The organism is Bacillus cereus group sp. BfR-BA-01347 (assembly GCF_022663835.1).
GTDB lineage: Bacteria > Bacillota > Bacilli > Bacillales > Bacillaceae_G > Bacillus_A > Bacillus_A thuringiensis_K.
Map to the genome: position 1 here is coordinate 18,440 of NZ_JAKUGG010000039.1, position 16,301 is coordinate 34,740.

The following is a 16,301-nucleotide window of genomic DNA, read 5'->3' on the forward strand; positions in this document are numbered from 1 at the left end:
CTTATAGATCTTTAACAATTAAAATCGAATTAGAAAAAGGCACCATTCAAAAGGTGCCTTTTTCTAACTCAACTAAATAATTAAATTTATTTTTTTAAACACATTATTAGTTATCTCACTTGGAATCTCTAAAATAATATCACAATATATGAAAAACTTATAATCCTTTACACGAAATGTATTTACTATAGAAACGTCCCTACAGATATGGTTTCGTTGGGATAGATACATGCTTAGTATTCTATACGTTTGCAAATCTTTTAATCACCTTCAATTACCTTTAGAATCCCCCCTCACCTAAAATCGACTTTGCACAAACTTAACTTATAGCGATGTGGTAGTCCCAGTATAAAATGAAAAAGCTCTAGTGTTTGAATGAAAAACTCAGAAAAGGGCTGAACTCACCAAAAATCCCCTCTTATCCGTTTAAAAACGCTATCCGTATATAGTAAAATAATAACATTTAAAATTTTTATATGAATTAATCTGAAGCATGAATTTTTAACTACCAGACTTTGAGATCATTTTTTTCCATAAGGGAAATACCTTTTTGAAAACTTCTACCATTGATGGATCAAATTGTGTACCGGATCCTTCTATGATACGTTTATAAGCTTCTTCAGGAGATAGGGCTGAACGATATGCTCTTGAAGAAGTCATTGCATCGAATGCGTCTGCTATCGCAACAATTCTTGCACATAACGGTATTTGATTTCCTCTTAATTTTTGAGGATAACCATTTCCATCCCATCTTTCGTGATGAGAAAGTATTATAGCTTCACTGCCTTTTATTAAAGATATATTTTTGAAAACTTCTAATCCTAATTGTGGGTGTGCCTTAATAATATTATATTCTTCTTCTGTAAGAGAAGACGCTTTATTTAATACTTCATCAGGAATACCTATTTTCCCTATATCATGTAATAAACAAATAAAATGAAATTTTTTCAAATAATTATCATCATATTTATTTGTTTCTTTCGCAAGCATAGTAGCATAATTTGCTACACGTTCACTATGTCCTTTGGTATATGGATCCTTTAATTCCATTATTCTCATTACGGATAAAGCTGTTTCTTTCATTTGTTTTTCATAAGAATCTTTTATTTTTTGTACTAAAAATTTTAATGCAAGAAATACAAAAAATGACGTAATAATGATTGTTATAAACAATAATACTAATTTTATTGGATAATTGACGTGAAAATAATAAATAGCGATTAGAAATCTACATATCATACAAATAGAAACCCATAGGAGAAAACGAATACTTAAAAATAAAGGTGAAGAAATTACTAGGAAACACTCTAGATAAGGCACGTGTAAAGAAGTATTTGGGCTACGTGTAAATATAAAATCGTAAGTAAGAAGATAAATCATACTAACACCAAGAAAAATGTATTTTGTTAACACTTGTTTATTTGTTTTTTGTAAATATTTATTATATAAAATACATGAAATGAAAATAATTAAAAATCCTAGTTCAAATAAAAATCTCTGTAGCGAAAAATTTTTCCCAAGAATCAAGTAATGATAAATATTATCAAATAAAAGTATAATACAAGGAAAAAATAAAAACATTTTTATAGGTTCCTTGGTTTCAATATTTTTAATCCCTTTAATCATTGTAAACACCACCAACCGTTTATTAATGAAAATATAAATTTATATGAATATTATATTATTTAGAATACCCAAATATCGATTCTATTGCAAAAAAACTATTCTTTCTGCATATAACAACAATAATATAGATTATTTGTTATGTACAAAAATTTTATTACCATATCCAGCTTCCACTTTAAATTCTCAGCTAATTTTCTCGTTTATCTATGTATTTTTTACATATTGTTCTTTTGGGGATATCTTATTATATCTTTTTAAAAACTAAACCTTCCAAAAAGGAGACAACAAAAATTTTCGTAACAAAATAACAATGTCTATTAATCTTTTAAGATAAAAAACACTATTATTCATAATATTATTGAATAATAGTGTTTTTAGGCTGATTCATAATAAATAGATTACTTTCTTTAAATACATATACTATATCATGCTTTCCACTTTATATGTAACCTTATTAGTTGCACCTGGGGTGGAAATTAATTCTTTTTATCCTATTTTTATCGAAGTTCTAATTTTTAATTAAATTATCCTTGACCATGACAGTCTATTTTTCAGGACAATTCTTCTAAAAACACCTCTTTTAAATTACAATTATTATGAAAATCCAGGGGGTTTTTTCATATTTCTTTAATGTGTTTCAGTTTGGTCTATACTAATTTTTTATTTTATGTTATTAAGAGAATTGACATTACATTTAGATACTTGTAATTAAATGATTATTATGATCCCCAAACCCAATCTCCATTACTTTGAATTTGGTTATTTACATTATCAATTTTTTTTATATAATTTTCTGTTTCAATTGTCATACCATGAAAATCCGAACCATCATGAAAATCCACTTTAACTTTATCACCTACAACAAACTTTTGTCCTTCTGTTAGTACAACGTATATTGATTTTTCTTCTCCAAATTTATTGGGAGCTTTAACTACTACATAATCTGTCTGATCTTCAGGTCCATAAAGTCCTTTATCTACTTTTGTAATTTTTCCAATAGCATAATCAGGTAAATTTTTTTGTTTTTCATAAAACCCTGGTGCTAATTCATTATTATTTTTTTGTGTATAGTCCCAAACCCATTGGTCTTCATTTGACACAGCTGTTTTTGAATCATTAATCTTCTCAATTCCATCCTCTACCCAACGATTACTAGCTCTAAAGACAGTTCTCATATCAACTTTAACTTTATCACCTATATTAAACTTTTGCCCTTTTGTTAAAAATACCGGAATTTGTAGTTTTTCTCCATTTTTTCCTGTATATTCAAAGGTAGCGTATTTATCTATATTCACTATGTATTTTACTTCATATACATTAGTAACCTTCCCTATTTCATATTCAAATGCGTTATTCTCCTCTAGATACTTCCCTTGATGTAACATTTGATTATCTTGGATTTTCTCAACGGCTGCACTTGCTTTTATTGTTTCCAATCCTGGTAAATTTGTGCCTGCAAGAGCAGCAATTCCTAATGCACCTGCTAAAATAACTTTTTTCATACTCTATAACATCTCCATTCCAATATTTTTAGACTAATTAAATCTATATTTAAAACAACCTCGCTGTAACCATTATAGTTACAGCTATGAAAATTTTCAACTATAAATTCTTAATTATTTTTATAATCAACATACAAAAAAATCCATTCGCGTTATGAAATCCCTATACTTCTTGCTTTTAGGACCACCTTCACGAATATTCCATCCTAAATAAAAACACATTGTTATTTCAAGTTGCAATAACATAGCTATATGTATTCCCTTATATAAAATATTCGTTTGCTTATTTAATATTATTTCAAAGGATTTATTCTCACAGAGAGCATAAAAACCACATATAAATCATTATTCAGAAACAGGCATAATAAAAAGAAGAAAAAACATCCCACAAAATGTTTTTTCTTCTTTAATAATCTGGTTGACCACTACATTTTTTCTAATATTCCTTGTCTCTCATACCACTTAGACATCTTTTCAATTGCATTTGCAGATAGCCGCTTGGTTTCTCTGTTACAAAATCTAGATAATGTAGGTGCCGATATTCTTATTTCTTTTGCTAATTCTCGTATAGACTTATTATCAATTTTGCGTTGTTTAAGTATTTTCTCTCGAACAGCCTCTTCATCAAATCTATTAAGCTCTTCACTATTTTTTTTCGGAGGCATATTAACAACATCCTTAGCCCTTTCAAAATACTCTACAGGTGCTTCAGTATTATTTTCTAACTCTAGTGTTTTTTTCTTAGGTAAATTATACATTGACTTAATTAATTCTTCCGGTGGAAGTATAGTAATATTTAAATTCACCCAATAATCTCTAAACCAATTCTTCTTATTAAAACGTTCTTCATCTAATGATACTGTATACTCCCACTTAGAAATTACGTTCTCTTTTTCTAGGTCAGTAAGAACATTCTCTAGGTGTTCTCTAATCCGACTCGGTTTCCAAGTAAGCGGGATTGCCATAACAGCTAATAAGCCTTTATCTCCCCCAATGGAGTATGGTCGCTTCAAAGTTGAATATATTTGTCGTATTCTCCACTGCCATGTTAGATAACGAATTAAACGTTTATGATATTTATGTCGATAACTATTATACTCGAGTGCCTTTTTAGATAATAATGCTGTGGTATTATTTGAACCATATAAATAACTTGTTAAAAAACTCCCTGGTTTAATACGGCAAGATTCAATGCCCATATATTCATTTGTTGTATTGTGTCTCCATAATACAACTGAATCTAAAACAAATAACCGTTTGACAACTTCTCTCTTTACTTTATATTTTTCATCATGTTCATTTTCTTCATTTAAGACTACTACTTCATTATCATCATTTAAATAAATGAAAATACTTGCTAGTGCTGCAATACGCTTAGCAACCTTAATTTTATCTTCAGGTCTGTAGTACTCTCCTTTACTTACTTTCTTTTTTGGTACATTGCACATATCCAATACTTTCTCATATGAAAATTCTATGAATTCATCTGGAGATTTTGCTTGTGCTAGCCACTGGATGGTAATGGAGTCCAATACATCAGCTGTCAGATCATCCATATTACTCATTACATCATTCACCAAAGTATTCCAACGAGATGCTTCATCATCTTTAATAAGCTTTAAATCTTCATCTCTGTGAGAAGAGAGCTGAGCTATTGCATTACTTTCCTTTGTTTCAATAGGGTAAGATTTTACACCCATACCTGCGTCTTCTTCAAAGTGATTTTTAGAGATTCCATCACGTAATTTAAAATAAACTGCGGAATTATTAACTTCAAAATATTCTTTATCAACTGTTTCATCCGTTTCATCCTCATTTACGTCTCCCTGGATGATTGTTCCATCATTAAACTTATTAGCATTCTTAAACTCGTCTTCTAATACCTTTTCAATAGTTGCATAAATTTCAGCTTTATACTCTTTTAACTTAATACCAATTTGTAACGAAGTAATTCCTTCTTCATTCTTTTTACTCAACCATGATACTAATGCCGAAAAAGATGGGGAAACATATTGAGAAGTCACAACTTTAGTATTATCTTTTTCTACATCTGAACTATAGGCGGTCCATTTGTTCCAAACTACTTTATTATTTCCATATAAGGGCTCAGATATTAATAATGCATCCGTAAACAGTTGTGTTAATCTCTCCACATTTTCACTCCTTCCGTAATTTTCTTTCAAACAAACATTTAATCTAATACATATATGTAAACAATTATTTTTTCCAGCTTTAGTTATATTCAAGCAGTACTGACACGATTTTTCTTTATTTACAACATAAAATAACATTAATTATACATTAGTTTTCCATAGGTCTTCAATCAATCTATTGAACTATCCCCACTTATCGACCTTACGGTCTGATTGAAGTGGGAGATTCTTGGGAACAGAGCGTACTTATTGATGTATTTCTTTACCAACAGCGGTTTCTCTTATTGACCAAGCTATCCCCGTAGATTCCTACGGTTCTATGATTTTTCAAACCAAGGCTAATGTTCGTAAGCCTTCGGCTAGAATATTTTTACTGGCATTAAAATCTCTATCATGGTTTGCATGACAAATAGGACAAGTCCAGCCTCTTATTTCAAGAGATTTCTTGCCATCATGATGCCCACAATCAGAACATATTTGGCTAGATGGAAACCATCTACTTACTTTGACGATTGTTTTGCCATACCAAGTTGCTTTGTATTCTAATTTAGATACAAAAGCAGACCAAGATACATCAGAGATGGATTTAGCTAATTTATGATTACGCAACATTCCTTTTGTGTTCAAGTCTTCGATACAGATGATATCGTGATTTTTGATGATCTCTGTACTCAACTTGTTTAGAAAGTCGTCCCGTTGATTTATGACCCTTTCATGTAATCTAGCAACTTTACACTTTTGCTTCTGATAGTTTTTCGCATCAAGAAGATGGATCCCTTTATTTTTAGCGAGTAATGCACGTTTTGATAATTTACGTTGTTCACGTTTTAACTTCTTCTCCATTTTGGAAGTGAACTTATTATTGTCAATCTTGTGACCATCAGAAAGAATAGCGAAGTCAGTAATTCCTAGGTCGATGCCGATAGCAGAATCAGCTTTTTTAAGTGGTTGTATTTCAACTTCTGTAAGAATTGCCACGAAGTATTTTCCACTTGAATTTCGTCTAACAGTAGCATTCATAATACGTCCATCTACCTCACGGCTTTTAGCAAACGTAACAAAACCGAGCTTTGGTAACTTGATTTTATTATCTACAATAGCAATATTACCGTTTGTATGCTTAGTCTTATAAGATTGAACGTTGTTTTTCTTAGATTTAAAGCGTGGTTTGTCATTCTGCTTTTTGAAAAAGCGATTATATGCATCTACAAGGTTTTTAAGTGCTGATTGAATAGCAATACTGTCAACTTCTTTCAACCACTCTAGCTCTATTTTGAGCTGCGGTAGTTGAGCAGAACAAGAGTTGTAAGTCAGACCTTTACCCGTTTCTTTGTATGTGTCATTCCACATACCTAAGAAGTGATTGAAGACAAAGCGAGAACAACCGATTGTTTTCGCAATCAGTATTTCCTGTTCTTTATTTGGGTAGATTCTGAACTTATAAGCCTTATTGACTAACAATGCTTTCCCCTCACTTCATTCCTTGGTTTTCGATGTATTTTCTAACCACACTAATGGGAGAACCACCAGTAGTTAACATTGATACGCCTGATTATACTATAAGGCATGGTGTGTTTAAATACTTTTGGCTAACGCCAACCGCAATTCACCTCCCACCTATCACTACTGGGCTACGCCCTTCATGTGAGTGAGGAAGGAGTCTTCTTGCGGAAAACCGATAAATTAAGATATGAAACACTTTTTACCATATAGTGAACCTTTCCTATGTATATGAAACACTTTTTACCATATAGTGAACCTTTCCTATGTATATGAAACACTTTTATCTAATCGTTCCCATATTCTCATAAGAGGTTCATATGAATAGAATTTATATCGCATATATAATAGATTCTTTCATATTTATTTGAAATAAATTTGCCTCGTCCTTAACCTAAAACATGAAACACCAATTAATACTTCTTAATTTAAATACGCAACATAAATTTTTTCTCACATCTTAGAAACCCATAGGGATCAACGTTTTACCTTTATTTTAATACATACAAACTTTGAATTTTAACGAACCGTTTTTGCCATATCCTTGACCTTAACATGTATATGAAACAGTCATAAACCCTTATATACCAACGGTTCACTTTATATTTTTTGCTAATTTCATTATACATTAAACATGAAACACTTTTGCCATATCCTTGACCTTCCAAAACTCAAAACATGAAACGTTTTTTACCATATCCTTGACCTTAGAGTTTTTACATTTCCTCCTATAACCCTTTATATAAAGGGATTTACCGTACCTTTCCCTAATGAACGACCTATGATTGAAACATGAAACACTTTTGCCATATCCTTGACCTAAAATTATAAACAATTCTCCTTAACCCTATATATATCAACAATCTTCCCGTGTTTCATTATTGTGTTTATACAATTAGGACATGAAACGTTTTTTACCATATCCTTAACACAAATTTTTTTCCATAGATTCTCCGATCCCTTATAATCATTGGGTTTATAACGTGTTTCATGTTTTAAAAATTCCTCTTAAAGGGGCACCTTTCAACATTTTTCATTTTGCTATAATCAAAATTGGTATATTTTATAGTATTTTGGCATATATTTCTGAATTTGTAGAACGGAGGTGAAAAAGATGGGGAAATCATTTGTAATACGAAATCAACGTAGCTTAAATGGGGAAACAACTAATGCTGTGTTAGTAACACTAAAATCTTGGCAAAAATTTGTGGAAACATTTGAGGAGAAATACTACAGCTATAAAGATACATATTTAGAAGATATTCTGCAGCACATGACATACGAAGATCGTATTGCTGACGTAGAAGGCTTTGTCGAAAAAGCCAAACCATCTTTTTCACGTCGCACGATGTCTGCAATTGCAGAAAAAACCGGAAGAAAACATAAATTATACGGTATTACGAATGCAGATCTTGAAGTATTCTTGTACTTACATAAAAAATGCTATACAAATGGTGTCATTCCAAATGTAACCATACATATGATGTGGGAAGATTACAAGCAATATAAAGAAGAGCTTGCATACATTCAGCATTCTCAATTCTATATCGCTTTGAAAAAGTTAAGCTTACATAACATTATCTCTATTGAAAATGGCTTAGATGGCCGATATACAATCAAACTGACTCATTTTATAAACGAGGAAACAGAAAAAGCAAATCCATACGTATATATTAGTCCTGTTGTATTTACAAAGGCTTTCTTTAAACTATCTGTAGCAGCTAAGAAACTATTCTTAGACATTGCGATGCAACAACATACGGAAACAACATTAAAGCGTTCTTTGGACAAGCAGGACGAAAGAGGAAACAAAACTCACTTCGGTGGGATGTATCGTTTCTTACATAAAAAATATCCACATCAGATTCGTGCGGTTATCGAGGAATTAACAACTGCATTACCATGTACGGGGAATCCCCTATTCAAAATTTGCAAAATGCAAAAAGGTGTAAAGCATACAAAACGATATACAACATTATATCTGTCTATCCATTCAGACTTCTTATGTTCGAAAGAAGCTGGAGAAGAACAATATAGGGATCCATTTACACCAAAAGCTACCTATGCTCGAAAAGCGAAATTTATCGAAGCAGTCCTACAAGAGATGAATATCGGTGAACTGTCTGCAGACATGAATAAATTCATTCATGTATTAAAGCATACTTGTCACCGTCAAATTCGCAGTGTCATTCGCGGACTACGTGACATGGTTGATCGAAAAGAAGGATATCCAACGAAAATTGTATATACATTGAAAAAACTATTACATCAAACATCTCAATATCAAATTCTCGATACAGCAGCAAAAGAAGGTATCTACCCTCTTATTGCGCAGCATATACCAAAAGAGAGAAATAGTGACCGTGAGCAAGCTATCTTTAATTTTGGTTTACATTATTCTATGTACTCTCTTCACAACATTAAGAAGATGTTTAAGAATGTGCATGCACTACTGAAGCAGAAGTTTGCGGTACCAGTGACGGAAGAGTCTTATCACCGTAATTATCTAAAATACCAGGAAGAAACGTTATTTAGAAAATATGCATATGATCAGGGTGTTAATCTCCATGCATATATCGCTTTAGAAATTGAAATGCGTGAAAAACTAAAAGTTCATGGTCATAAAGAACGCACGATTCCAAGTGATGTACGTGAATGGTTTATCGAGGCAATTGAAAAGCTGCCACAAGAAAAAATTCGTGTTATTGAACTACCAAAGCAGTTTAATTTACTAGAGTTTATGCGTACCTTCGAACGTTTAGTACGTGCTGGAGTAACAATAACAGCTCCAGATCAGGTGCTAAACGAAATGGAAATAAAATAATAGTAATGAGCTCTCTATTTTTGAAAAAATCGAAAGTGGAGGGCTATTCGTGTTTGTTTCATTAACACCCCTTTTCTACTACTCTACTTATAAATACCAAATCGACAGGACTTCATATAAAATGGAGTCTTTTTTTATGCAATTCTATACAAATTCAATTCTAGCAATATATAACTCCCCACATAACACCAGGGATTATTCTTCTAATCTATTAAAACCTATCTTATAATACCTACAAAAAATCAAAAGGAAAATTATAAAAATAGTGGATATGCGGACAAATATGGTTCAATGTGAATATAATCTTTCTATAATCATTGTAATTACTAATGTTGTTGTATTTATCTAATAAAAATCATCAATAATAATGTGAGTTATGTGCAAATACTGTGTAATGTTAACAAATAACTACATTTTCTGAACAAAATGTGGATAATTGAACGCTAGATACTGCTGTATTTTACAAAATAAAGAAAATAAAGCCTATTTCTATAGTTGGATAAATATAAAGTTATTTGTATCAATTTCTTTCCGATTTCATGTAGAAACATGTGATTCCCTTTATGCTTTTTTGTAGAATTGATAGTCTAATAATCATTGAATTTCCGGATACATTTTCTACTATTTATGATTTTTTACGTTCTAATATTAAATTTTTCCTTGTGGGAGTAGATCTCTTCCCTATTTTTGATAACCTATAATAGTTTTATCTTTATTTCTTTTTAATATATAAGATATATATTTATAATAGATTTTTAATACAGCTAGTATGCTTGTTAATAAGATGTCCGACCTAATTTAAAATATTTGTAAATTACGTTATAATAATGTCAATTAAACATATCATTACCCACATACAAAAGGACAAACCTACGTATCCCTATCAGGGCGAGGTTTGTCCTTTTTTCATATTAATAAACAATTTATATTGGGAGGATTGAGCATGGCTGTATTAAAAGATTCGACTTACATAGAAATGAATACTTATAACGACATAGGATTTTTTAAAGGAATTTTTTGGGGATTAGTTTTGGTAGTGCCTTTTTGGAGTATTATGATAACCCTATTTATTTTGCTTTATAAATAATAATCAACATATCCAAAATGCAAAGGGTTGTTTGTCCATTTGCGTTTTGGATATGCCAGCAACCGTGCGTAGCAAAGGGCGATAGCAGGTCTTTCACTTATTTTCTGTTATAATAATTCATAAGAAATTAGGTGATTATAATGAGCGAAAACATTAATTTAGAAGAAACATTAGCAGCCTTTTCTGCTTATTTAACAGAAAAAGGACGGAAACAATCCACGATTAAACGTTATGCTTATGATATTAATGATTTTTATAAGTGGCTAAGAGCAAATGAGAAACTTCTACATATCAAATCATGGAGTGAACTTTCTGAAGCGGACTATCAGACATATTTCTCTGAGTTAGAAGACAAGCGTAAATACTCTCAGAAAACTAGACACAGAATATGGGTAGTTTTAAAGAAGGTACACATGTTTTTAGGTATAGTTAGTCCATTGGATAGTATTAATCTCTCTTTAATTCCGGATCAATCACTAAATGATAATGATTTTATTACCGAAATGGAAGAAAAGCTTTTAAAACAAACTGTTCTATCAACGAAGGGGTTAACGGAAAGACAAGCTAAATATCGCCCTCTTATTATGGATAGAAACGTTTGTATTATAAATTTAGTAGTAAACCATGGGTTGTCCTTGCAAGAGCTTGTATCGCTTAATATGAGCCATATACAGTTTGCTAGAAATATCTTAATGGTACCTGGGGAAAATGGAACAACTAGATCTGTCTCTTTAACTATGGAAGATACGCAGCAGCTTTACAAGTATTATACGACTATTCCGGAACCCGTAAGGCCTCGACAACACACAGATAATCCCCTATTTGTGGCATTTGATTTTAATCGAGGTACGTATCGATGGGTTTACGAAAAGGATGCACCAAAGGCTTTGTCTGAAGTTGCTGTACAAAAGATGATACGACTTGAAGTGAAACGTGCAGAATTGAATAGACGTATCTCGGCGCAGCAGATGAGAAACACTTTTATTCTCCGGCTTATAAAACAGGGATTTAGTGAAAGTGAGTTAATTGATAAAATTGGTTTTAAAACTAAAATATCGTTGAAAAGATATTTTCAATATTTAAGATTAGACTGTTAATAATGCTTTAAAAGAACTAATCCATAACAATAAATATGTTTAATGGAATGAAAAAATATTATGTTGAAATTTGTTTAGCTTTTATTTTCACCTCGTATAAATAAAAGGGATATTTAGCAACACAATTTTACTTATATCCTCTGGTTGGTTTATATATAGCTTTTAATCAAACTTTAATTCAATACTACATTTCAATGGCTCTTATTGCAGTAAAACTATCCATTAGATAATATTTAGTTCTGTTACTTTATCATTTTACGCCGAGTCTTTGTGTGTTTTACCAAATTATAGAGTTTTTGTAATAGAAATTTTCTAAACAACACTTCTTCTGGAAAACTAGTAAACTATGCTATTAGTGTGAATTTGAAATAATGCCACGATGTTTTGAATAAAGTTGCGATGCTTTTCCTCTATTAATTAGAAAATTCTCAGTAAGTTCTAATCAAACTTTTTTATAAAAATTATTACATAAATTTGGAAGTGAATCATTATTTTGATTAATCTTTTTTCAAAATAAAGGTTCTTCGTATGCAATGAAATTAAGGATTATAGGTTATTTTTAAGGGGATTTTATTTCAATTTAACATGAAATAGTAAGGGTTTTATTTTAAATAAATCTTATCCTCTTCTATTATCTTGTTATAAATAAAATAAGAGGTTTATACCTCTTATTTTATTTCGAAATTTACTGTAGTTACCGCGTCAATTAAGGAGAAAGGTTTGTCTACATAAGATTTTATACGTCTATCTCCTACATATACAATTGTTTCCATCCAAGTATCTGAGGTAGAGTTTGTAATTTTGAAAGTTCCTAAACCCTTCGCGTCAGTTGGTAAGTACATTAAGTCCATTGCTGACTCCCCCTCTCTTCTACCACCAAAGGTAAGATTACCTATAGATTTGAATAGTGGAAGGGTCTTTAGCAAAACGTAAGGGCTCCACAAATAGTGAAAAATAAATGTTGTACATCAATTGTAGTTTAACACATTTATATATGAAATTTATTATGCATTTTGTAGCTTTGAAATACAGTCGTACTGTTTATAAAAAGATGTACCGTTTTAAAGAAAGGTATATTGTTTTCAAAAAATGAACTGCTATATGCCTTTTCGATTAAAGAATCATAAGTGAATTTTAATCAAACTTTTTTATAAAAGTGATATCGCTACATCACTATCAACTTAAGAGATTTTAATAACTATAAGTACAAAAAACGCTATCCTGTTTAATGATCTAGCTTGCTTAGAAGGATTAAGGTTTTTTCTTTTTTGGATCGTGAATATTCTTAAGTTGATGGGCATATATGGTGACCCCATCGTTAATAGATTAGGAGCCAAGCCAAGTTCCTGCTCTGTGTCTATTGCAGCCGTAGCAATAGACACAGATGGGCTATCGTAACGACTGGAAAGTCCCTCGACACTTAGGTGAGAGCGTCAAGGGATTTATGTTAGTTAGTGTTAATGAAATTATTGTGATTCTGAAACAGCTTATCCAGCATAAAATTGAAATTGTTCATCTTCTGATCGTGGTGAGCCAGACGGTGTAAAAAGAGAGCGATGCCAGCCGAGCCAGTCGCGTAGTCTGTTGAAATTCGACTGAGCTGCTCACCTGGAAACGCGATGCCCATTGGTTTTTCTATCGTAAACAACATCACGCCGTTAGCTGCACGGTAGGCCTCTTGCAGATATTGCAGATCATCTGTAAACTGATAGAAATCCAACAGAAAGTTGCCTAGTCCAGATAGTCCTATGAATAACGAAGGGAAGCTGGTATATTTTTTGCAGGTATCTTTAGCGATTTTTTCTAGCACATCCATATATGCTGTTTTTTTTGTGTGTGCCCAATAACGAAGGAGCACAGTCGCAACGCCAGCCGACCCATCGTACCAATAATGGGAAAGAACAGCTTCTGAGTTAAAGGCTTGCCCTCTAGGAACACTAACATGACCGGGCTCGATTTCTTTGAGACGTGCTAGGTCGAACGCCAGTGCCGATTCTCCAACCTCCAAGTATTTACCTTCTCCTGTTACCATACTTAAATATAGCAGGTAAAGCGCAACTCCGCTTGAGCCCCGGGTTAGACCGTTCCAAGCAACCCCATCATAATCCAGCCAATAGCTTCCGTCAGAATCATCCTGCTTCGTTTGGATAATATGATCTCCAACTTCAAGCGCAACATTTAACCAACGTTTATCTTTGGTTGCGAGATACAAGTTAAGGCAGGATAACCCAAAACCGGAACAACCTGAGTAGAGGCTAGCCGAAGTCCATAGCAGCGGATGCTCATAAGCCTTCTCTATCATATGCAAAGCAACTTCATGTAAACCCAACTCCTGCATGACCCAAGAAATCCCGGAAAAACCTGTGTACAATCCAGGAGGACAATTATCAGTTGTTGCTGAGCATGACAGCATCCAATGAATAGTTGTTTTCGGCACAGATCCTGTCAGTTTATGTAGAGCATAGGCTACACCAGAAGCGCCATAAGCGATGTTAAGCGGGTGGATATGAAATACTCTAGGGTCCGCAGGGTATAAGCGATCACTTCTGAAATAGTCTGCACTATGTATAATAAACTGAGCCGCCTTTCCAACCTTATTCAGCAATTCTTCTTTTGGATAAATAACGGTCGATGGCACTGGTTCAATCTCGATTTTGATCGCTTTAATACGATTAACTACCTGCTCGGCTGTAGGTCTTTTAGTTGCTTCGTGACTCAGGCATTGTTTAATCAGTTGGAGCATCGCTTCCGGTAAACCGACATCCGCTCCGAGCGACTGGATAAATAAATCGGTTTTAGATGGATCCAGTTCTAAAAGATTATTAATCGGAAGAAGTGTAGCCAGCATAATGGAACCCAGCGAGTAGATATCGTCTTCAAACCCAGGATATTGCCCTGAAGTAGGACTATTGAAGCCAGGGGTAAACACCTTAGATGGCGGATCTATCCCTTTGCGATAACCTGCTTCGAAATCAATTAATTTAACTGCGTAGTCGTTATGATCCTGTACGATCACATTTGTTAAGGATAGATCACAATAAACTAGGTTTTTGGCGTGACATGCAGCAAGACAGTTTGCAATATTGGCCCAGATTTTATATAGCTTCTCTAGGTACGCTTTCCTCACATCATCTGAAGGCGAATGATATTTCCTAGGAAGTTGAGTGCTTATAAATTTGTTAAGCCGCATACCATCGATAAACTCCTCGACGAGAAAAGTATGCTCCCAGTCTTGAAATAAATCGATAGGTATAGGCGCAACTCCACTGTTTGCAAGCCATTTTAAGATGTCGAATTCCTTCGCCAGTCGATTTGTTGCATCCGTTCCATCTGCGTTGACTTGGGTAAACGGTCTTGCTTCTTTAATGACAACTTGTGTGTCGTTTGTTAAATCCGTTGCCAGATACACACCTCCGATCATCGAAAAATTCAAGGAGTTATCCACTCGGTATCTCCCATTATTGAGCAATACCTCCTCTCCGCCTTCTTCTATATCCCGAGGAAAAGGATCATCTACCCATGAAGGAGGAGTAAAGTAAGGCATTCTTGGATCGGAATGATGTTCTCCGTCTGGCGAGAGGAGATAGTATCTTTTGTCGCCTTCAGGTGTTAATAGATTGTAGCCACGGATGACTCCATAGCGGTAAAAAACCGTATGCGAATCTTTATACCTTTGATCTGATAGAATATAGGGGCCTTGATAATCTTTTAGAGACAAGTAAAGCTGCTCAATCACCTCTTTAAATTGCATCATGTCGGCAGGGTAAATGGTAATAAATTTTCCTCCTGCCTCTCGCGACCACATCTTACCTCCCGATAATGTCACTAATCGGGTATCCAGTAGAAATTTAAACGCAATCTGATTCTGAATACAAATAGAAGCAACCTTGCGAAGGACGTCTTGGCAATGCTGCGGAATAGACGAAATGTGTATTTTCCAGCCTTGGTGAGGCAACTTATTGTCAGCCATAAAAACGTTGAACCATATGTTTTTACGTCGTGTTGTCCAATTGGCGGGAAGAATCGGATGCAGGATCTTAAGTAATTCTTCGTCAGGCAAGTAGCGATCGAATGATTCGTACCACTCCGATGGGATCATACGGTTTATCTGATATCTGCGAATTGCTTTTTCATTCATATGTCTGAACCTCCTTAAAACTCCTTCGTAACGTCACGTCAATACGGATTCAAGTAAAGAATACAAGCAGAAAGGGCTTAGGCTCCTTTCTGCTTACTTCATTTACGTATGTGCTTTTAAATCATTCAGCATGGTTACAGCTATGATCGTTGCAGGAAGTTTCGCTGAATGCCTCTGCGCTGTCCATTTCCTTGTCTATATGGATTCTTTGGAGATCAAGAATTCTATTCAAGATTTGCACCCCCTTTCGTTGAAAAAATACTTTTAACTAACCACGCCTTGTACGAGTTACAAGTACAACATATTCATTTCAAAAGAAGATTATACAAACTTTTTAAATCAAATTACATTTTAGCCTGATTTTGGTTACAGCT

At 33.2% G+C, this 16,301-nt stretch carries 9 protein-coding genes; 3 read left to right on the forward strand and 6 right to left on the reverse strand.

Annotated elements, in window-relative coordinates:
* Window positions 1-501 precede the first annotated feature (501 nt).
* The 4 genes from MR143_RS30900 to tnpB form a co-directional block, all read right to left on the reverse strand.
* A complete protein-coding gene (locus MR143_RS30900) occupies window positions 502-1,626 on the reverse strand; it encodes an HD-GYP domain-containing protein (protein WP_131252198.1) in 1,125 nt (374 codons plus the stop codon).
* Window positions 1,627-2,345: 719 nt separating this feature from the next.
* Complete coding sequence (locus MR143_RS30905) at window positions 2,346-3,128, reverse strand: ATP synthase F0F1 subunit alpha (protein ID WP_199718480.1); 783 nt, start codon at window positions 3,126-3,128, stop codon at window positions 2,346-2,348.
* Window positions 3,129-3,553: 425 nt separating this feature from the next.
* Window positions 3,554-5,281: a helix-turn-helix domain-containing protein gene (locus tag MR143_RS30910; RefSeq protein ID WP_242281247.1), complete on the reverse strand. Its 1,728-nt coding sequence runs from the start codon at window positions 5,279-5,281 to the stop codon at window positions 3,554-3,556.
* A gap of 327 nt (window positions 5,282-5,608) precedes the next feature.
* Window positions 5,609-6,742, reverse strand: coding sequence for an IS200/IS605 family element RNA-guided endonuclease TnpB (gene tnpB, locus MR143_RS30915; RefSeq protein WP_044798401.1), 1,134 nt, complete (start codon window positions 6,740-6,742; stop codon window positions 5,609-5,611).
* 1,153 nt (window positions 6,743-7,895) lie between these two features.
* On the opposite strand from tnpB, the gene MR143_RS30920 reads away from it, so the two are divergent.
* The 3 genes from MR143_RS30920 (at window position 7,896) to MR143_RS30930 (ending at window position 11,789) form a co-directional block, all read left to right on the forward strand.
* A complete protein-coding gene (locus tag MR143_RS30920) occupies window positions 7,896-9,605 on the forward strand; it encodes a hypothetical protein (RefSeq protein WP_242281248.1) in 1,710 nt (569 codons plus the stop codon).
* A gap of 943 nt (window positions 9,606-10,548) precedes the next feature.
* Window positions 10,549-10,692: a hypothetical protein gene (locus MR143_RS30925; protein ID WP_242281249.1), complete on the forward strand. Its 144-nt coding sequence runs from the start codon at window positions 10,549-10,551 to the stop codon at window positions 10,690-10,692.
* A 140-nt stretch (window positions 10,693-10,832) separates the two neighbouring features.
* A complete protein-coding gene (locus MR143_RS30930) occupies window positions 10,833-11,789 on the forward strand; it encodes a tyrosine-type recombinase/integrase (RefSeq protein WP_242281250.1) in 957 nt (318 codons plus the stop codon).
* Window positions 11,790-12,457: 668 nt separating this feature from the next.
* On the opposite strand, the gene MR143_RS30935 is transcribed toward MR143_RS30930, so the two are convergent.
* Together MR143_RS30935 and lanKC are read right to left on the reverse strand one after the other, a co-directional pair.
* The gene (locus tag MR143_RS30935; protein ID WP_242281251.1) at window positions 12,458-12,640 is read right to left on the reverse strand and encodes a hypothetical protein; all 183 of its coding nucleotides are present in this window, start codon (window positions 12,638-12,640) and stop codon (window positions 12,458-12,460) included.
* 596 nt (window positions 12,641-13,236) lie between these two features.
* Window positions 13,237-15,927 (reverse strand): class III lanthionine synthetase LanKC, encoded by a 2,691-nt coding sequence (lanKC, locus tag MR143_RS30940; protein ID WP_242281252.1) that lies wholly within the window; start codon window positions 15,925-15,927, stop codon window positions 13,237-13,239.
* Between the last annotated feature and the right edge of the window lie 374 nt (window positions 15,928-16,301).

What these genes read in the sequence shown, in the direction of transcription:
- MR143_RS30935 (WP_242281251.1), bottom strand. Translation starts at nt 12,640, where the DNA reads ATGGACTTAATGTACTTACCAACTGACGCGAAGGGTTTAGGAACTTTC.
- lanKC (WP_242281252.1), bottom strand. Translation starts at nt 15,927, where the DNA reads ATGAATGAAAAAGCAATTCGCAGATATCAGATAAACCGTATGATCCCA.
- MR143_RS30900 (WP_131252198.1), bottom strand. Translation starts at nt 1,626, where the DNA reads ATGATTAAAGGGATTAAAAATATTGAAACCAAGGAACCTATAAAAATG.
- MR143_RS30905 (WP_199718480.1), bottom strand. Translation starts at nt 3,128, where the DNA reads ATGAAAAAAGTTATTTTAGCAGGTGCATTAGGAATTGCTGCTCTTGCA.
- MR143_RS30920 (WP_242281248.1), top strand. Translation starts at nt 7,896, where the DNA reads ATGGGGAAATCATTTGTAATACGAAATCAACGTAGCTTAAATGGGGAA.
- MR143_RS30930 (WP_242281250.1), top strand. Translation starts at nt 10,833, where the DNA reads ATGAGCGAAAACATTAATTTAGAAGAAACATTAGCAGCCTTTTCTGCT.
- MR143_RS30925 (WP_242281249.1), top strand. Translation starts at nt 10,549, where the DNA reads ATGGCTGTATTAAAAGATTCGACTTACATAGAAATGAATACTTATAAC.